Origin of the sequence: Bradyrhizobium sp. WYCCWR 13022 (assembly GCF_030435535.1) — a bacterium.
In the GTDB taxonomy this organism is placed as follows: Bacteria; Pseudomonadota; Alphaproteobacteria; order Rhizobiales; family Xanthobacteraceae; genus Bradyrhizobium.
Genome location: NZ_JAUIZJ010000048.1, coordinates 334,482 through 351,939 on the forward strand (window position 1 = coordinate 334,482; position 17,458 = coordinate 351,939).

A 17,458-nucleotide genomic window follows, 5' to 3' on the forward strand; every position below is an offset into this window, starting at 1 on the left:
TGGCTTGCTCCGGACGTTTCCGTGGTGCTAGGAGAAATTACGGTCGCTAAATCTCTTAGCAACTAAGATATACATCGAGTAAGATATGAGGTGAGCCTTGTCAAGGACAAAGGCGCGCGCGGCGTTGCTGGGGGAATTGGAGGAGGCGATGCGTCGGTCGTCCGCGCAGGGCGTCCTCTATGGCCAGACCGTTGCGAACGTTGCCGGAATTGCCAATTCCGACCTCGAATGCATGGACATTCTCTATCTCGAGGGCCGCGTGACGGCGGGCCGGCTTGCCGAGGTGACGGGGCTGACGACGGGCGCCATCACTGGCGTGGTGGATCGGCTCGAGAAGGCGGGGTTGGTGCGCCGCGAGCGGGACGAGGCCGATCGCCGCAAGGTCTACATTGCCGTCGTACCGGAGACCGCGATGAAGATCGGCCAGCTCTACGTGCCGATGCAGCAGGCGATGGAGAAGGTGTTCAGCACCTATACCGACGAAGAGCTGCGCCTGCTGCTGCGTTTCGCCAATGAGGGCTACAAGAGCATCCTGGCTGCGACCGCGACGTTGAAGGGCCTGCTCGACACGCCGCCGGAGAAGCGGCCCGATCTCAAGCTTAAGCAGCCTCGTTAGTCTTGTAGGCCTGTGCGGCTGCGATCATGCCCCACATCGCGCCCAGCATCATCCAGAAGTGGCGCCAGTGGTCGGTGTCGATCACGAAGCTTTCGCCGACAGTGCCGACGAAGGCCGAGAACACCGCCAGGTAAGCGCGCTGCCAGGGCACGCGGACGAAGATGTGGCGGAAGCCCATGACGACGGTGGTGAAGACCAGCGCGGGATAGCATACGCCGGAAAGCCAGCCGCCGGACATGAACGCGTTCAGATAGGAATTGTGGGTGTCCTCGGGGAAGAAGCGGTGGAATTGCAAGGGGCCGATGCCGAACGGCAGGTCGAGCGCCATCTCCGCACCAAGGATGTGCCGGCCGAACCGGCCGAAGCGGCCCTCGTCGTAGCTCTGGTCGAAGCTCGCGCGCTGCTTGAACATCTCGGCGACGGAGTCGAACGACAGCAGCACTGCGATCAACGCGAGGCCCAGCACCACCGCGACGATGGCCATGATGATGATGCGCGAGCGCTGCGCATTGGTGCGGCTGGTCAGCACCATCAGCGCCAGCATGAAGGCTGACGTCAGGATCAGTCCACCCCAGGCGGCGCGGGAGAAGGCGAGCAGGATCGCCAGTGACATGATGCCGAAGGCGATGACGTTCCGGAAAGCCTTGGCGAGCTTGTCCGAGACCACGCTCTGGAGCGCAAACAGCGCCGGCAGGATCAGGAAGGCACCCAGCACGTTCGGGTCTTTGAAGGTGCCGCGGGCGCGCTCATAGAGCGTCAGGAGGTCGTGGCCGCCGGGAACCAGATTGAAGTAGCCCGCGATCGCCGAGAGCGAGGCGATCATCGCGCCGACCACGAGGCCGCGGCGCAGCATGTCGAGCCGCGCCGCCGTGTCCTCGGAGGTGACCATGGCGAAGAACACCACTGTTACCGCCATGTACCAGGAGGTCGCGATCCAGCTTGCGACCTCGGACTGGTCGAGCAGCGGGATCGCGCTGATGGTGTAGCCGACATTGAGCAGGACCAGGGCCAACACCAGCGGCATCAGCACGAGCTTGAACCGCAGCCCGGTGGCGAAGAAAGCGACGGTGGCGAGCAACGTCACGATCTCGTAGGGGCTCGGCTCGATGAAGACGATCGCGCCCGATGCGCCGACCAGCCACACCAGCGCGCGCTGGAGAGCCAGCACGCCGGGTGCAGCCGGTGCGGCTGTTGTCATTCCACCGGCTGTCGCCGCATACGCCATCAGATGCTCACGCTACTGGCACGCTACAAATACCGCTGTCATCGCCCGGCCTGACCGGGCATGACGGAGAAACTCAATACGCGTTCTCGTTCTTGGTCAGCAGCGAGAGCGGCGTCTTCAGGAGAATGACGAGGTCGAACAGCACCGACCAGTTCTCGATGTAGTAGAGGTCGAACTCGACGCGCTTCTGGATCTTCTCTTCGTTGTCGATCTCGCCGCGCCAGCCGTTGATCTGGGCCCAGCCGGTGATGCCGGGCTTGACGCGGTGGCGGGCGAAATAGCCGTCGACGGCCTCGTCGAACAGGCGGCTCTGCAGCTTGCCCTGCACCGCGTGCGGACGCGGGCCGACCAGAGACAGATTGCCTGAAAACACCACGTTGAACAGCTGCGGCAGCTCGTCGAAACTGGTCTTGCGGATGAAGCGGCCGACGCGGGTGACGCGTGGATCGTTCTTGGTGACGACCTTCGAGGCGGTCGGGTCGGCCTGATGGTGATACATCGAGCGGAATTTGTAGACATCGATGCGCTCGTTGTTGAAGCCGAACCGCTTCTGGCGGAACAGCACGGGGCCGGGGCTGTCGAGCTTCACGGCCAGCGCAACCAGCGCCATCACCGGAAGGGCCGCGAGCAGTGCGAGGCCACCGACGACGCGGTCGAACAGCCATTTCATCACGAGGTCCCAATCGGTGATCGGAGCCTCGAACACGTCGAGCGTCGGCACCTCGCCGAGATAGGAATAGGAGCGCGGGCGGAAGCGCAGCCTGTTGGTATGCGCGGACAGGCGGATGTCGACCGGCAGCACCCATAGCTTCTTCAGCATCTCCAGGATGCGCGTCTCCGCCGAGATCGGCAATGCGAATAGCACGAGATCGACACGGGTGCGGCGGGCGAACTCGACGATGTCGTCGACCTTGCCGAGTTTGCTTGCGCCGGCGCAGGTGTCGAGTGCGCGGCTGTCATTGCGATCGTCGAACACGCCGAGCACGTGGATGTCGGAATCCTCCTGCGCCTTCAGTGCCTCGACCAGCTCCTCGCCGTTGCTGTCGGAGCCGACGATGATGGTGCGGCGATCGAGCCGGCCCTGACGCGCCCAGCTGCGCACCAGCGAACGCAGGACGAGGCGCTCGGCGATCAGCGCGGCGAGGCCGAGGAAGTAGAAGGCGGCAAGCCACAGCCGCGACATGTCGCTGCCGAACTTGGCGAAGAAGGAGATGCCGATGAACAGGAGGAAGACGAACGACCAGGACGAGATCATTCGCGTCATCTGCTTGAGCTGGCCGCGGAACAGCTGCACCTGGTAGATGTCAGCGGCCTGGAAGCAGACCACGGCGGCGACCGCGACGGCGACGATCTCTGCGGGATAGACCCAGCTGAATCCGATCACCGGCATGACGTAGCCGACATAGACGGCGATGCCGATCATGCTCAGCAGAACGAAATCGACGGCGCGCGCGATCCCGGCGATCACGATCGGCGAATAGGCGCGCGCGACCTTCTGGTTGACGACATCGAGCGCAGCCGGCGTCAGGCGGCGGCGGCGCTCGACAAAAGGCTGTTCAGCAGGTTTGACCGCGGCGCTGGTCGCGGCATCGAGCATCGAGCGTGCGTTGAGCGGTTCCACGGGCTAACGTCCATTCCAAAGACCCGCGGACGCGGCGTTGCGTCCCCGGGCATGCATCCCCTGGCGCTTCGATTATCGGACAAATCGGAAGATTCTCTAAAGCCGGCTTAAGAATGGTTAATGATTGGCAAATGCATCGCGGTATCCCGCGAGCACGCCGTCGACCATCGCATGCTGGGAGAAATGCGCCGAAATGCGCTCGCGCAAGGCGGATGCGCGCTGCGCGGTCGCTCCTGTATCCGCGAGTGCGGCCTTGATCGCCTCGGCCATGGCTTCGGCGTTGCTCGCCGCGAACAGGGCCGGGCTCTCGCTGCCAAATATCTCGGGAATACCGCCGACGCGCGCTGCGATCATGGGAATGCCGGCCGCGCCCGCCTCGATCACGACATAGGGCATGGAATCGCCGCGTGAGGGCACGACCAGCAGCCGGCCCTTGGAGAAGCCGTATCGCGCCTTGACGTGGCCGATGAAGCGGATCGTGTCCGTCAGGCCAAGTCTCTCGACCTGCGCCTTCAGCGCGGCGGTCTCTTCGCCATCGCCGCCGAGCGTCAGCGTGACCTTGTTGCCGCGCTCATGCAGCAGCGCCACCGCGTCGACCAGGAGATCGGCGCCCTTGATGTGCCTGAACTCGCCGACATAGGCGAGGTCGGTGGCGTCGTCGGCGACGACGACCGGCTCGAACTCTTCCGGCGTCACGCCGTTGAAGACGCAACGCACCACGCCCTTGGGCGTGCCGACGATACGCTGATATGTGTCGCGGGCGAAGGCGCTCTCGAACAGGAACAGGTCCGTCGAGTCCATCAGCGTGCGCTCGAGGCGCGCGTAGAATTCGCCCTTCAAGGTGTTGAGGGGATAGTGCAGCGAGCCGCCGTGCGGGGTGTAGATGCGGATCGTCTCGTCGGACCGCCGCCGCATGCGGACAAAGGCGCCGGCCTTGGCGCCGTGGCCGTGCATGACGTCCGGCTTGAGCTGGCCGATCAGGCGCCGCATCCGGAGCCAAACCAGAAAATCGTCCGGCGAAGGTTCGCGGCGGATCGCGAGCCGATGCACGCCGAGCTTCAAGCGCGGCGCGAGCTCGGTCAGCGCCTTCTCGGCGCGCTCGCCGCCGGTGAGGCTGTCGGCGAGAATCCCGACATGATGGCCGCGATCGATCTGGCCGTTGGCCAGGTCGAGAATGTGGCGGAAGATGCCGCCGACGGGCGCGCGCACGGCGTGCAGGATTCGAAGCGGCTGGTCAGGAGAGGGGGGCATTCATCAAAACCAGCGCTCGACTGCGACTGCCGACCAATGTTCTCGAAATATCGAGATGGATTAAGGGCCCTCGTGGTTAACAAACGGTGACGAGCGCGCGTACGCTGCCCGCGAGATGCCCCCAATTAACCCAGCGGCAACCTTAATGGAGTGTAATCGGCCCATCGAGGTACACGAGTGGCGTTGCCCTGCGGGAGTGTTCGATGCGTTTAGCGTTCTGGCGTGCCGGCAAGGACAGGGCCGTCGTCGAGCGGGCCGTTTCGAAGGCCAAGCACGAAGTTAGGCCCGAGGCGAAGTCCCGGGTTGAAGCCCAGTCGGCACCGATAGCCGCAAAACAAGCGCCAGCCGATTCCGGTGACATCGATCTGCACGCGCTCGGTGGCGCGCTCGCGCGCAAACGCGGCTGGATCGTCGTGCCGACGGTGCTGGCGCTCGTCGCGTCGGTCGCCGTCGTCAATCTCGTCACGCCGCGCTACAAGTCGGAAGCCCGCATCCTGATCGACGGCCGCGAGAACGTCTTCCTACGCCCGAGCAGCGACCGCAGCACCGAGGAGCGGCAGGCGCTCGACCCCGAGGCCGTCACCAGCCAGGTGCAACTCGTGCTGTCGCGCGACCTCGCCCGCGAGATCATCAAGAAGAACAAGCTGGCCGAGCGGCCGGAATTCGATCCGGTGCTGCAAGGCGTCTCGCCGCTGAAATCGCTCGCCGCGCTGATCGGCATCGGTCGCGATCCGTTCTCGATGACGCCGGAAGAGCGCGTGCTTGACGCGTATTACGACCGGCTTCAGGCTTACGCCGTCGACAAGTCGCGCGTGATCGTGGTCGAATTCCAGTCGCAGGATCCCGAGCTTGCGGTCCGCGTCGCGAATTCGATCGCCGACGGCTATCTCGTGCTCCAGCAGGCCGCGCGCCAGGATCAGGCGCGCAACGCCAGCCAGTGGCTTGCAGGCGAGATAGAGAATCTGCGCAAGAAGGTCTCCGACGCCGAAGCCAAGGTCGAGGACTTCCGCTCGAAGTCGTCGCTGTTCGTCGGCACCAACAACACCACGCTGTCGAACCAGCAGATGGGCGAGGTCAACACCCAGCTCAACAATGCGCGCGCGCTGAAGGCGGACGCCGAGTCCAAGGCCCGGTTGATTCGCGAGATGCTTCAGAGCGGCAAGCCTATCGAGGCCTCCGAGGTCGTGAACTCCGAGCTGATGCGGCGCTTGTCGGAGCAGCGGGTGACGCTGCGTGCGCAGCTCGCGGAGCAATCGTCCACGCTGCTCGGCAATCATCCGCGCATCAAGGAACTGAAGGCGCAGCTCAGCGACCTCGACGGTCAGATCCGCGACGAGGCGGCCAAGATCTCGCGCTCGCTGGAAAACGACGCGCGGATCGCCAGTGGCCGGGTCGACGGCCTGACCACCAGCCTCGAGCAGCTCAAGAAGCAGGCCACCTCGACCAACGGCCAGGACGTCCAGCTCCGTGCGCTCGAGCGCGAAGCCAAGGCGCAGCGCGACTTGCTTGAAACCTATCTCGCCAAATACCGCGAAGCCAATACCCGCGAGACCATCGATACCGCCCCGACGGAGGGCCGCATCATCTCGCGCGCCATCGTCTCCAATACGCCGGCCTATCCGAAGAAACTGCCGATCGTGCTGATCGCGACACTGGCGACGCTGCTGCTCTCGTCCGGTCTCGTCGTCACCGGCGAGCTTCTGCGCCAGACCGCACCGCGTGCCATCGGCACGCTCGCGCCGGCGGTGGTTCGCCAAGAGCCGGTTGTCCAGGAGCCGGTCGTGCAAGAGCCGATCGCCGATGCGGTCGAGATCGAGCCTGCACCGCTCCAGCCGGAGATGACAGCCAGCGTCAATGTCAGCGAAGTCGCCGAGATCGGGCAGCTGGCCGAAAACCTCAAGGCCGCAGGTCCGGCCGCGAAGAAGGTGACCGTCCTCGGCACCGCGTCCGGCGACGCCATCACGTTGTCCGCGCTGACGCTCGCCCGGCATCTGGCGCGCGACGCGCGTGTTGTCGTGGTCGATCTCGCCGCGTCCTCGCCCACGATCGCCGCAGTGTCCGTCGATCCGACGGCGCCCGGTCTCGCCGAGCTCATGCAGGGGCAGGCTTCGTTTGCGCAGGTCATCACGCGCGACAAGCTCTCGCGGCTGCATCTGGTCATGGCCGGTCGTCCCGGCTTCGATCGCAGCGTGCTCCAGTCGCCGCGGGTGACGCTCGCCATCGACGCGTTGCTGCGTGCTTACGATCATGTGCTGGTCGATGCCGGGAGCGCCGAGGATCTGCCGGCCGAACTGCTGACGGCACATGCCCGCGCCGTCGTGGTACCCGATGTTTCGATGGAGGCCGACGCGCGCGCGCTGATGTGTGAGCAACTCAAGGCGGTCGGTTTCAGCGATGTGACCATGCTGAGCCGGCCGGTGCAGCCGTCGGATGCTGGCGAGGCGCCGCGCGTGGTGGCGGCGTAATCTCCCGCAAGCGAATCGAGTTTTCGAAAGCTTGGTCCGCTAACCGAACGCCTGGCGCAGCCGCCGTGCCAGGTCGAACAGCATCTGGTTCTGCTTCACCAGGCGCTTGCCATGGTTCAGCGAGGACATCGCCATTGCCGCGAGCTTGCCGCGCGAGGTCAAGGGCACGAAGCTGTCGAAGATGTCCTCGTCGCTCTTGCAGAACATGCGCTTGTAGTCGTCCAAGCCGATGCCGAGGTCGAGTGATCGGTAGCCGCGCTCGGCGTAACGGTCGATGATGTAACGCATCAGGATCAGGCCCGGGCTGTAACGGGCATGCTCGGACATCGTGTAAGTGTTGAACATCGAGGAGAAGCGCTGGCCGTCGGCGACGCCGGCGAAGATTGCGATCACTTCCTCCTGGCATTCGAGCACATGGATGTCGATGATCCGGCCTTCGCCGCGCGGCGTGAGGCAGGCCTTGCGGATGAACTGTTCGACCCCAGGCTCGGCAAAGACATCAGGCAGTTTCTGCTCCGCCATCCGCGCCGGTTTGACGCGGAAGAACCAGTCGAGCAGGCGGAGGATGTCGGCGTCCGTTGTCGCAAGGTGATAGCGGTAGCCGGCGAGCGCCTGAAGCTTCTTCTCCTTGCTCTTCAGCCGGCGGCGGAAGGAGTTGCTGATCCGCGAGGCTGGGGGACCGCCCGGCTCGATCGTCAGCAGCGGGCAGCCGTTGATGGCACTCTGCTGCGGCAACAACGCAAACGGGTTTTGCTGGTCGTGCCAGCGCTTGGGCTGCTGCGTCAGCGCGAGCACGTCGACCTGATCACGCAAGGGGGCGAACAGTGCCTCGATATCCGTGGCAACGGCGTGTGCCGCGAACTCGGCGTTCCACAGCCCCATGTTGAAGGTCGTATGCTTGCCGCCCATGAAGCAGGCCGTACGGACGCCGTGGCTTTGGCGGAGTGCGAGCGGCAGCAGCGCGAGCGGCCGCGCCTCGGCGTCGCGCGCAACGACGATGAAGGGGCGGGCGCCCTCGCGTTCTCCGACCGAGCGCTGCCACGAGGCGAGGAAATCGAACCGCTGATAGGGCGTGGAGAGGTGACCGGGCTCTTCGAGCGCACGCCAGGCCGCCTCGGCCTCCGCAAGATCTCGGACGACGTCGACATGCCCGATACGGCTCGCTTTCGACCGTGCTGGCGATTCTGCCGTCCGGCTTTGCACCGCCGCAGCCATGGTCATTCGCGAAACCTGTCGAGAAAACGAAAAATACGTATTTCGGCCTGTGGCCGACCTTTGCAAATAAATGTCAACAAAGGGTAATGACAATGGCTGCGGGAACCGGCCGCCGGCGAACGCGAAGGTGGGGTTTTGGCATCCGACGACAGATGGCTGGAGCGATTGCGATTGGAACTGGCCTGGCTCACCGGCCAGCCCTTGCTGCGCAGCCGTGGTGTCGGCGCGATCCTGCGGTTCGAGCGCGTGCGGCCGCATCAGCGCGGCGCATTTCAGCCGCTGCGCCAAAGCGAGATCACGCCGCAATTTCTCGATCGCGCCATCCGCGCGCTGAAGCGCTGGGACTACGACTTTCTCGGCATGGACGAAGTCTGCCGGCGCGCGGTGACGCTGCCCGAGAAGCGGCGCTTCGTGGCGCTGACCTTCGACGGCGCGTCCAAAGACCTCATCAGTCATGCCTATCCGGTGCTCGCGCGCCACGCGGTGCCGTTCGCGCTCTACGTTCCCACGGCGTTCCCTGACGGCGTCGGCGAGGCATGGTGGCTCGGGCTGGAGCAGGTGATCGCGCGCGAGAGCCGCATCAGCCTGATGATGGGTGACAAGGAGCAGCGCTTCAACGTCACTGGCAATGCCGAGAAGCAGGCGCTGTTTTCGTATCTCGAGAATTGGATGCGCTCGCTGGCACCGGCGGATCTGTCGGCCGCGATCGCCGATCTCTGCACACGCTACCGCATCGATCTTGCCGCACTCTCGCGCGAGGCCTCGATGGATTGGGAGGATCTGGCGAGGTTGGCTGCCGATCCGCAGGTCACGATCGGAAGCGCGACTGTGAACTATCCCAACCTCGCCAACATGAAGGACACGGCTGCGTTGCGCGAGATGACGATGGGCAAGGCGGTGACGGAGGCCTCGTTCCGCCGCGAGATCCGGCATCTGGCCTTTCCGTTCGGTGATCGCTCCTCGTTCCGGCGCGCCCACGTCGTGATGGCGGAGGAGGCGGGTTTCGCCAGTGCGGTGTCGACCATCTCGGGGATTGTCGATGCCGAAGGGCGCACCAATCTGCGCGCGCTGCCGCGGATTTCCTGGGACGGACGACTGCGTTCACTGCGGATGATGCGCGTGCTGGTGTCGGGGGTGGTCTTTGCGCCGGTAAAACCGACGGCGAGCATTACGAGCTAGATTTGGCGCGGTCGGGCCGCTGCATCCAGCTCACGATCGGCATCGCCGGCAGCACCCAGCCCATGCCGACCACCACGTAATAGATCGCCTGCCGCCAGCCGGACTCGGCGATCCACGGCATCTGAGCCGCCGCCATGCCGAGCAGGGCCCAGACAGTGGCCAGCACCAGGAGCAGGATGGCGCCGAGGAACTTGCGGGTGCGGATCGTCATGGCAGGGACTTGCGGCCTTCACGTAACTTGCGCTGCGGGAGCGGGGGACTATAAGGGGCACGCAGCCCGGTTCAAGCCTTGGTTTCAACCCCTCAAATGACAGCGAATTCCGCCTCGACCAACCCGCATCGCGCCGTGCGCTGGTGGCTGATTTCGGTGGCCGCCCTGATCGCGCTGATGGTGCTGGTCGGGGGGGCGACGCGGCTGACGGAATCGGGCCTGTCGATCGTCGAGTGGAAGCCGGTCACCGGCAGTGTTCCGCCGTTGTCGGAGGCGCAGTGGACCGACGCGTTCGAGGCCTACAAGAGGATTCCGCAATATCGCGAGCTCAACGCGGGCATGAGCCTGTCCGAGTTCAAACAGATCTTCTGGTGGGAATGGAGCCACCGGCTGCTCGGTCGCTTCATCGGCGTCGCCTTTCTGCTGCCGTTCCTGTTCTTCCTGTGGCGCGGCGGCCTGTCCGGTGAGTTGAAGCGGCGGCTGTGGCTGCTGTTCGCGCTTGGCGGCCTCCAGGGCGCAGTGGGCTGGTGGATGGTGGCCTCTGGCCTCTCCGAGCGAGTCGAGGTGTCGCAATATCGTCTCGCAACGCATCTGGTGCTGGCGCTGCTGATCTTCGCCGGCATCGTCTGGACGGTGCGCCGGCTCGCCGACCGGCCGCAGCTCGCGGTTCCAGCGCGATTGCGGCTCACCAGCGCAGTGCTGGTGATCCTGACCTTCATCCAGATCTATTTCGGTGCGCTGGTCGCGGGCCTGCGCGCCGGACGCGCCTACAACACCTGGCCGCAGATCGACGGCGCGTTCATTCCGTCGGCGGAGCGGCTGTGGTTCGAGACGCCGTGGTGGCGCAACATGTTCGACAATGTGCTGACGGTGCAGTTCGAACACCGCATGACGGCTTACCTGCTGGCGGCGCTGGCCGTGCTGCACGCGTTCGACGCGGTGCGTTCGCGTGCAGGCTCGGCGGCGAGCGGCGCGCTTTGGCTGCTGGCGGCGGTGAGCCTGCAGGCGCTGCTCGGCATCCTCACGCTGCTCAATCAGGTGCCGATCGATCTGGCGCTTTCGCACCAGGCGGTCGCGATCGTGGTGCTCACGCTTGCGATGATCCAGGCGGAGCGGCTGGCGTCGCGACGATCAGCCGAGCCGCAGCCGCGGGCCGCTCCGCTGGGGCAGCCCGGCTGATCAGCAATAGCCGTAGATGCCGCACGAGTAGGGCAGGCGCCAGAAATAGTCGACCTGCTTCCCGCCATAGTACGAGCCTTGATAGTCGTAGTCCCAGGGGCGGCCGTAATAGCCCGGCAGCGTATGCGAGCCCGGCAGCAGCGGCGTTCCCGGCAGGTTGCTGATGTAGCTGCCGATGCCATAGGCCGGCGAGATCAGCGCATCCGGATCGGTCTCGACGTAGACCTTGGGCGGGTCCTGCGGCGTCGCGGCCGCCCGCCGCTTCGGATGGGCCGACAGGTCGGCGGCATATGCGGCTGAGGCGGTCAGCATCGCTGCCAAAGCAGGTACCATCCAGCGCAGCATCGTCGGCTCCGAATCAAAGGGCGATCCAAGGACGATGTATGCGGCAGGCATGGTTAATGACTGTTAACCGCGGCCCCGCCGGGGCGTGTTTTCGCGCTCGTAGCTGGCCAGGCGGGAAACGGACACGCTTGGCTTCGGCATGGCGCGCCGCCAGATTCCGATGGGTTTGGACGGTGGTGGAGTCTTACGTGCCAAGCGCCTGCTCCAAATCGGCGATCAGGTCTTCCTTGTCCTCGATGCCGATCGAGAGCCGGACCACGTCGGGGCCGGCGCCGGACTTCACCTTGGCGGCGTCGTCGAGCTGGCTGTGCGTGGTCGAGGCCGGGTGAATGACCAGCGAGCGGGTGTCGCCGACATTGGCGAGATGCGAGAACAGCTGCAACTTCGACACCAGGCTGACGCCGGCGTCGTAGCCGCCCTTGAGGCTGAAGGTGAACACGGCGCCTGCGCCCTTCGGCGCGTATTTGCGCGCGAGCTGGTTGTACTTGTCACTCGCAAGGCCCGCATAGCTGACCGAGGCCACCGCCGGATGGCCGGCGAGGAATTCCGCGACCGCCTTGGCGTTGTCGCAGTGCTTCTGCATGCGCAGCGGCAGTGTCTCGATGCCGGTGAGGATCATGAAGGCGTTGAACGGCGACAGCGCCGGTCCGAGGTCGCGCAGGCCGAGCACGCGGCAGGCGATCGCGAAGGCGAAATTGCCGAACGTCTCCTGCAGTCGGATGCCGTGATATTCGGGCCGCGGCTCCGACAGCATCGGGTATTTGCCGCCGGTCGACCAGTCGAACGTGCCGGCATCGACGATGATGCCGCCGAGCGAATTGCCGTGACCGCCCAAAAACTTCGTCAGCGAGTGCACGACGATGTCGGCGCCGTGGTCGATCGGGCGGATCAGATAGGGCGAGGCCAGCGTGTTGTCGACGATCAGCGGCACGCCGGCCTTGCGCGCCACCGTCGATATCGCCTCGATGTCGGTGATGCTGCCGGCAGGATTGGCGATGGATTCGATGAAAATCGCTTTCGTACGCTGCGTCACCGCGCGCTCGAAGCTCGCGATATCATCGGGATCAGCCCACACCACGTTCCAGCCAAAGCTCTTGAACGCATGCGTGAACTGGTTGATCGAGCCGCCGTAGAGCTTTCGCGCGGCGATGAACTCGTCGCCGGGCTGGAGCAGTTGCTGGAGCACCACGACCTGCGCGGCGTGGCCCGAGGCGACGGCAAGCGCAGCAGTGCCGCCTTCGAGCGCGGCGACGCGCTCTTCCAGCACCGCGTTGGTCGGGTTGCCGATGCGGGTATAGATGTTGCCGAACGCCTGCAAGCCGAACAGCGAGGCGGCGTGGTCGGCATCATTGAACACAAATGAGGTCGTTTGATAAATCGGAGTCGCACGCGCACCGGTAGTCGGATCGGGCTGTGCACCGGCATGCACGGCGAGAGTGGAAAATCCCGGAAGGCGATCGCTCATTGATGGCGTCCTGTTCTTGTGGTCTGAAATCGCGCGGCATGCTGATGGGAGCCGTGCCCGGCGTCAAGCCGCGGCTTCACGTCGCAACGATCGTGCTGCGCATCGACGCGCTCGCGAAACGAATCCTTCGCAATTGCGTCAGCTTTGCTCGCTCTTGTTCTTGGCCGCGCGATCGGAAGCCGCAGTGTCGCCGCCGCCGACACTCATCCGATTGAGGGACAGGCGCATGCCCTGTGTCGGCGCCGGCGGTCGCTTGGAACTGAGCGTGCGCGAATTGACGCCCATCCAGGAGATCTCCGACGACAGCCGGCCATATTCGATCTTGGGGCAGCGGTTCATCACGACCTTGATACCGGCGGCCTCGGCCTTTTCCGCCGCCGCGTCGTCGCGCGCGCCGAGCTGCATCCAGATGACCTTCGGCAGCGGATCGAGCGCCAGGGCCTCCTCGACGACTGGCATGATGTGGCTGGAGTTGCGGAAAATGTCGATCATGTCGATGGGGCGGCCGGTGTCGCGCAGCGAGGCGACGAAGGGCTTTCCGAGCAGCTCCTTGCCGACATGGCCGGGATTGATTGGGATCATGTCGTAGCCGCGCTGCGCCAGATATTTGAACGCGAAATAGCTCGGCCGCACGTTGACCGGAGAGGCGCCGACCATCGCGATCGACTTCACGCTGTTGAGGATGCCGCGGATGTAGTTGTCGGGATAGGCGTCGTGGTTCATTGCTGGTCTTTTCTTGTTGTCACTCGTCCCGCCAGGTCGGCGTGCGCTTTTCGATGAAGGCGCCGATGCCTTCTTCGGCATCGCGCGCCATCATGTTCTCGGTCATCACCTCTGCGGCATAGCGATAGGCATCGGCAAGGCTCATCTCGGCCTGGCGGTAGAACGCCTCCTTGCCGAGCTTGACGGTGTAGGCGGATTTCAGTGCGACCTGTTCAGCGAGCGCAATCGCGGCGTCGCGCTCGGTGCCGGCGGCGACCACGCGATTGACGAGGCCGATCTCGCGGGCGCGCGCGGCCGGGACGGGCTCGCCCGTCAGCAGCATCTCCATCGCCTGCTTGCGCGGCACGTTGCGCGACAGCGCCACCATCGGCGTCGAGCAGAACAGGCCGATGTCGACGCCGGGCGTGGCGAAGCTCGCCGCTTCCGATGCGATCGCAAGGTCGCAACTCGCCACGAGCTGACAGCCGGCCGCAGTCGCAATGCCCTGGACGGCGGCGACCACCGGCTTTGGCAGATGCACGATCGCCTGCATCATCGCGCTGCAGGCGTTCATCGTTTCGGCGAAGAAGGCGCGGCCGCGATCTGGGTTGGTGCGGCGTGCGGTCAGCTCCTTCATGTCGTGACCGGCCGAGAAGGCGGGACCGTTGGCCGCCAGCACGACCCCGCGGACGGTCTTGTCGCCGCGGAGATCGTCGAGCGCGGCATGGAGGCTGGCAATCATCGCCGTCGACAGGCTGTTGCGCGCAGACGGCCGGTTGAGGGTCAGCACCGCGATGGGGCCGACCATTTCGCGCAGCAGAACTGGCTGATGCGGGGAGGGGGCACGAGCGGCCTGGGTGGACATGGCGGCGTTTCCGATTGGATTATTACAGTTAGATGATGCAGATAACCTAATGCAGCAGGCGACGTGAAGCGAGGGTGGGGAACAGCATGGCGGCAGCGAAAATGAGCGTGGCGGAGCTCGAGCAGTTTCTCCGCGACGAGTTTCCCCAGGCCTTCAGCGGCGACGACATTACGATCGAGAGTGCGGACGGCCAGACCTGCCTCCTGCGCCAGCGCTACAGCGAACGGATGCTGCGGCCGGGGGGAACCGTATCGGGTCCGACGCTGATGGCGCTCGCCGATTTCGCCATGTACGTGGTGCTGCTGTCGGCGATCGGGCCGATCGGGCTCGCGGTAACGACCAATCTCAACATCAATTTCCTGCGCAAGGGCCAGCCCGGGCAGGACGTGCTGGCGGAGGCCCGGCTACTCAAGCTGGGCAAGCGCCTCGCGGTCGGGGAGGTGAACCTGTTGTCGGGGACCTCGCCCGATCCGATTGCCCATGTCACATCGACCTATTCCATTCCAAATGTTTGATCTTTTTGCAGGTAACATAGTACCATATTTTCAAGATATTGATTTTGCTTCGATAATTTCCCTCTTTGGACATTGACCGTTGCGCGTGTCTTCTCTAGAAACCAGCGCAGTCCGGCGCGGTGTTCGCGCCGATGCTCCCCGTCCACGGAAACTCTGACATGAAAACCTTCTCGGCAAAGCCGGCTGAGGTGACGAAGAAGTGGGTGCTGATCGACGCCAAGGGTCTGGTCGTCGGCCGTCTCGCCACCATCGTTGCCATGCGCCTGCGCGGCAAGCACCTCCCGACCTACACCCCGCACGTTGATTGCGGCGACAACGTCATCATCATCAATGCCCAGCATGCGGTCCTCACCGGCCGCAAGCGCGAGCAGAAGACCTATTACAAGCACACCGGCTATGTCGGTCACGTCAAGGAGCGCACCGCGCGCCAGATCCTCGAGGGCAAGCATCCCGAGCGAGTGCTCGAGAAGGCCGTCGAGCGCATGATCCCGCGTGGTCCGCTCGGTCGCGTCCAGATGGGCAACCTTCGCGTTTACGGCGGTGCCGATCATCCGCACGAGGCCCAGACGCCCGAGAAGCTCGACATCGCCAAGTTGAACCGCAAGAACACGAGGGCCGCATAATCATGGCCGAATCCATTCAGTCGCTCGACCAGCTCTCGCAGCTCAAGACCGCAGCTGTGGCGCCCGATGCGCCCAAGCACGAGAAGAAGGTCGACAAGTTCAACCGCGCCTACGCCACCGGCAAGCGCAAGGACGCGGTCGCCCGCGTCTGGATCAAGCCGGGCGCCGGCAAGGTCACCGTCAATTCGCGCGAGGTCGAGGTCTATTTCGCTCGTCCCGTGCTGCGCATGATGATCGAGCAGCCGTTCTCCGTGGCCCAGCGTTCGGGCCAGTACGACGTGATCTGCACGGTTGCCGGCGGCGGTCTGTCCGGTCAGGCCGGCGCGGTGCGTCACGGCATCTCCAAGGCTCTCACCTATTTCGAGCCCGAACTGCGCTCGGTCCTCAAGAAGGGCGGCTTCCTCACCCGTGACTCGCGCGTGGTCGAGCGTAAGAAGTACGGCAAGGCCAAGGCCCGCCGGTCCTTCCAGTTCTCGAAGCGTTAATCGCTTCGGTCACATTCGCCGCGAAAGCGGCTTCAATGAGATGCAAAAAGGCGCTGATTTCAGCGCCTTTTTTGTTACTCGTTTGTACGCAAATTGAGCGCGTGTTTCCCGAAAACTTGGGCTCGCGTGAAAACCTGAATGGAACCCGCGGGACATAGCGTCGCATTTGGAAGGTCGCGCAAGTCGGCTGGGCCGATCGCGTAACTGCTATGTTTAGAAGGGGGCCGACATGATGTCGCTCGATAGCATCACGCTCTATTTGGTCGCCACGATGGTCGCCGCATTGCTCGGCGCCATGATGGTGTTTTTCGGCAAGCAGGAGAACAGCGCCGCGCTGAAATGGTGGGGCACCGCCTATCTGCTCGGCGCGGCGTCCGTCGCGTTGTGGACGGCGACCGGCGACAAGCTCGGCCCGCACCTCTATCTCGCATTGAACGCCGTCGGCTTCGTCGCCTGCGGCATGGTGTGGAATGCGGCGCGCGTCTTCCACGGCCGCAAGCCGAACTGGCCCGGTCTCGTGCTCGGTGCGATCGCCTGGGTCGCGGCGGTGATGCTGCTCGATCCCGCAGCGTCCATGCTGCGCATGATCATCGGTGCCGGCATCGTTTCGGTCTATGCGGCGCTGACCGCGAGCGAGCTCTGGGTCGAACGGCGCAAGAGCCTGAAACGGCGCTGGCCGGCCTTTGTCGTGCCCGTCATGCACGGCTGCGTGCTGATGCTGCCGATCCTGCTCGGCAGCTTCCTGCGCCCGCACGACGCCGGCTTCTCCACCAGCGTCTGGGTCACCGTGTTCGCGGTCGAGCTCGTGCTCTATGCGGTCGGCACCGTGTTCGTGATCTTCATGCTGGTGTCCGAGCGCACCGTCACCGCACACCGCACCGCGGCGTCGACCGATCCGCTTACCGGCATGCTCAACCGCCGCGGCTTCTCGGAAGCCTGCGCGCGGATGATCGAGCGCGAGGCCAAGGGCGGCCGCCCGGTCACCGTGATGATCTTCGACATCGACCATTTCAAGTCGATCAACGACCGCTTCGGCCATCCCGCCGGCGACGAGATGCTGAAACTGTTCTCGACCGTCGTCGTCAACAATCTGCGCATCTCGGACCTGTCGGGCCGCATCGGCGGCGAGGAGTTCGCTGCGCTGCTGCCTTGCGCACTGGAGGAAGGCGTGCTGGTCGCCGAGCGCGTGCGCGAGGCGTTCGAGACCTCGGGCGTCGTGGTCGATGACGGCGCGGTCGACACCACCGTCAGCATCGGCGTGGCGGGCGGTCCTGCCGGCACCGAGCTCGAGGTGTTGCTGGCCTCGGCAGATACTGCGCTCTACCAGGCCAAGCGCGGCGGCCGTAATCGTGTCGAAGCGGCGGAGGAGCTGCCGTTGTCGCTGGAGAACTGGCGCCGCCAGAGCGCCGCGCGGATCGGTGCGTCCAAGACTCAGCCGGCAACGGCCTGAGACCGGGAGAGATTGCGGTAATCCTCTGTTTACCATTCGATTCCTA

General features: G+C 64.7%; 17 protein-coding genes. 8 read left to right on the forward strand and 9 right to left on the reverse strand.

What is annotated here, in order from left to right; translation table 11 throughout:
* Window positions 1-148 precede the first annotated feature (148 nt).
* Complete coding sequence (locus tag QY049_RS38615; RefSeq protein WP_301270693.1) at window positions 149-616, forward strand: MarR family transcriptional regulator; 468 nt, start codon at window positions 149-151, stop codon at window positions 614-616.
* On the opposite strand, the gene QY049_RS38620 is transcribed toward QY049_RS38615, so the two are convergent.
* From QY049_RS38620 to QY049_RS38630, 3 genes are all read right to left on the reverse strand, one after another.
* Window positions 600-1,841, reverse strand: coding sequence for an O-antigen ligase (locus QY049_RS38620; protein ID WP_301270694.1), 1,242 nt, complete (start codon window positions 1,839-1,841; stop codon window positions 600-602). The two genes, QY049_RS38615 and QY049_RS38620, sit on opposite strands and share 17 nt — an antisense overlap.
* A gap of 73 nt (window positions 1,842-1,914) precedes the next feature.
* A complete protein-coding gene (locus tag QY049_RS38625; protein ID WP_301270695.1) occupies window positions 1,915-3,462 on the reverse strand; it encodes an undecaprenyl-phosphate glucose phosphotransferase in 1,548 nt (515 codons plus the stop codon).
* A gap of 117 nt (window positions 3,463-3,579) precedes the next feature.
* Complete coding sequence (locus QY049_RS38630) at window positions 3,580-4,713, reverse strand: glycosyltransferase family 4 protein (protein ID WP_301270696.1); 1,134 nt, start codon at window positions 4,711-4,713, stop codon at window positions 3,580-3,582.
* Between the two features lie 203 nt (window positions 4,714-4,916).
* Between QY049_RS38630 and QY049_RS38635 the strand changes: the two genes are divergently transcribed.
* Window positions 4,917-7,178 carry an exopolysaccharide transport family protein gene (locus QY049_RS38635; protein ID WP_301270697.1) on the forward strand — a complete coding sequence of 754 codons (2,262 nt, stop codon included), beginning with the start codon at window positions 4,917-4,919 and terminating at the stop codon, window positions 7,176-7,178.
* A 39-nt stretch (window positions 7,179-7,217) separates the two neighbouring features.
* Here QY049_RS38635 and QY049_RS38640 read toward each other — a convergent pair whose 3' ends face one another.
* On the reverse strand, window positions 7,218-8,399 hold the full coding sequence (locus tag QY049_RS38640; RefSeq protein WP_301270698.1) for a GNAT family N-acetyltransferase: 1,182 nt from the start codon (window positions 8,397-8,399) through the stop codon (window positions 7,218-7,220).
* A gap of 129 nt (window positions 8,400-8,528) precedes the next feature.
* Here QY049_RS38640 and QY049_RS38645 point away from each other — a divergent pair, with 129 nt between their 5' ends.
* Window positions 8,529-9,572, forward strand: a complete 1,044-nt coding sequence (locus QY049_RS38645) for a polysaccharide deacetylase family protein (protein WP_301270699.1) — start codon at window positions 8,529-8,531, stop codon at window positions 9,570-9,572.
* On the opposite strand, the gene QY049_RS38650 is transcribed toward QY049_RS38645, so the two are convergent.
* Window positions 9,562-9,783: a DUF2842 domain-containing protein gene (locus tag QY049_RS38650; RefSeq protein ID WP_045003154.1), complete on the reverse strand. Its 222-nt coding sequence runs from the start codon at window positions 9,781-9,783 to the stop codon at window positions 9,562-9,564. The two genes, QY049_RS38645 and QY049_RS38650, sit on opposite strands and share 11 nt — an antisense overlap.
* A gap of 96 nt (window positions 9,784-9,879) precedes the next feature.
* Between QY049_RS38650 and QY049_RS38655 the strand changes: the two genes are divergently transcribed.
* Window positions 9,880-10,962: a COX15/CtaA family protein gene (locus tag QY049_RS38655; protein WP_301270700.1), complete on the forward strand. Its 1,083-nt coding sequence runs from the start codon at window positions 9,880-9,882 to the stop codon at window positions 10,960-10,962.
* Here the strand turns inward: QY049_RS38655 and QY049_RS38660 are convergent, their stop codons facing one another.
* The 4 genes from QY049_RS38660 to QY049_RS38675 all read right to left on the reverse strand — a co-directional run bounded on the left by QY049_RS38660 (window position 10,963) and on the right by QY049_RS38675 (window position 14,339).
* Entirely contained in the window at window positions 10,963-11,307 is a 345-nt protein-coding gene (locus QY049_RS38660) for a hypothetical protein (RefSeq protein ID WP_258766686.1), read from the reverse strand.
* 184 nt (window positions 11,308-11,491) lie between these two features.
* On the reverse strand, window positions 11,492-12,772 hold the full coding sequence (locus QY049_RS38665) for an O-acetylhomoserine aminocarboxypropyltransferase (RefSeq protein WP_301270701.1): 1,281 nt from the start codon (window positions 12,770-12,772) through the stop codon (window positions 11,492-11,494).
* A 138-nt stretch (window positions 12,773-12,910) separates the two neighbouring features.
* Entirely contained in the window at window positions 12,911-13,495 is a 585-nt protein-coding gene (locus tag QY049_RS38670) for a CoA-binding protein (protein WP_301270702.1), read from the reverse strand.
* A gap of 19 nt (window positions 13,496-13,514) precedes the next feature.
* On the reverse strand, window positions 13,515-14,339 hold the full coding sequence (locus tag QY049_RS38675) for an enoyl-CoA hydratase (protein WP_301270703.1): 825 nt from the start codon (window positions 14,337-14,339) through the stop codon (window positions 13,515-13,517).
* A gap of 86 nt (window positions 14,340-14,425) precedes the next feature.
* On the opposite strand from QY049_RS38675, the gene QY049_RS38680 reads away from it, so the two are divergent.
* The 4 genes from QY049_RS38680 (at window position 14,426) to QY049_RS38695 (ending at window position 17,412) form a co-directional block, all read left to right on the forward strand.
* Entirely contained in the window at window positions 14,426-14,854 is a 429-nt protein-coding gene (locus QY049_RS38680; RefSeq protein WP_188099763.1) for a PaaI family thioesterase, read from the forward strand.
* A 158-nt stretch (window positions 14,855-15,012) separates the two neighbouring features.
* Complete coding sequence (gene rplM / locus QY049_RS38685; protein WP_015685724.1) at window positions 15,013-15,477, forward strand: 50S ribosomal protein L13; 465 nt, start codon at window positions 15,013-15,015, stop codon at window positions 15,475-15,477.
* Window positions 15,478-15,479: 2 nt separating this feature from the next.
* Window positions 15,480-15,962 (forward strand): 30S ribosomal protein S9, encoded by a 483-nt coding sequence (gene rpsI / locus QY049_RS38690; RefSeq protein WP_057756279.1) that lies wholly within the window; start codon window positions 15,480-15,482, stop codon window positions 15,960-15,962.
* Between the two features lie 229 nt (window positions 15,963-16,191).
* A complete protein-coding gene (locus tag QY049_RS38695) occupies window positions 16,192-17,412 on the forward strand; it encodes a GGDEF domain-containing protein (protein ID WP_194482535.1) in 1,221 nt (406 codons plus the stop codon).
* Window positions 17,413-17,458: the final 46 nt, after the last annotated feature.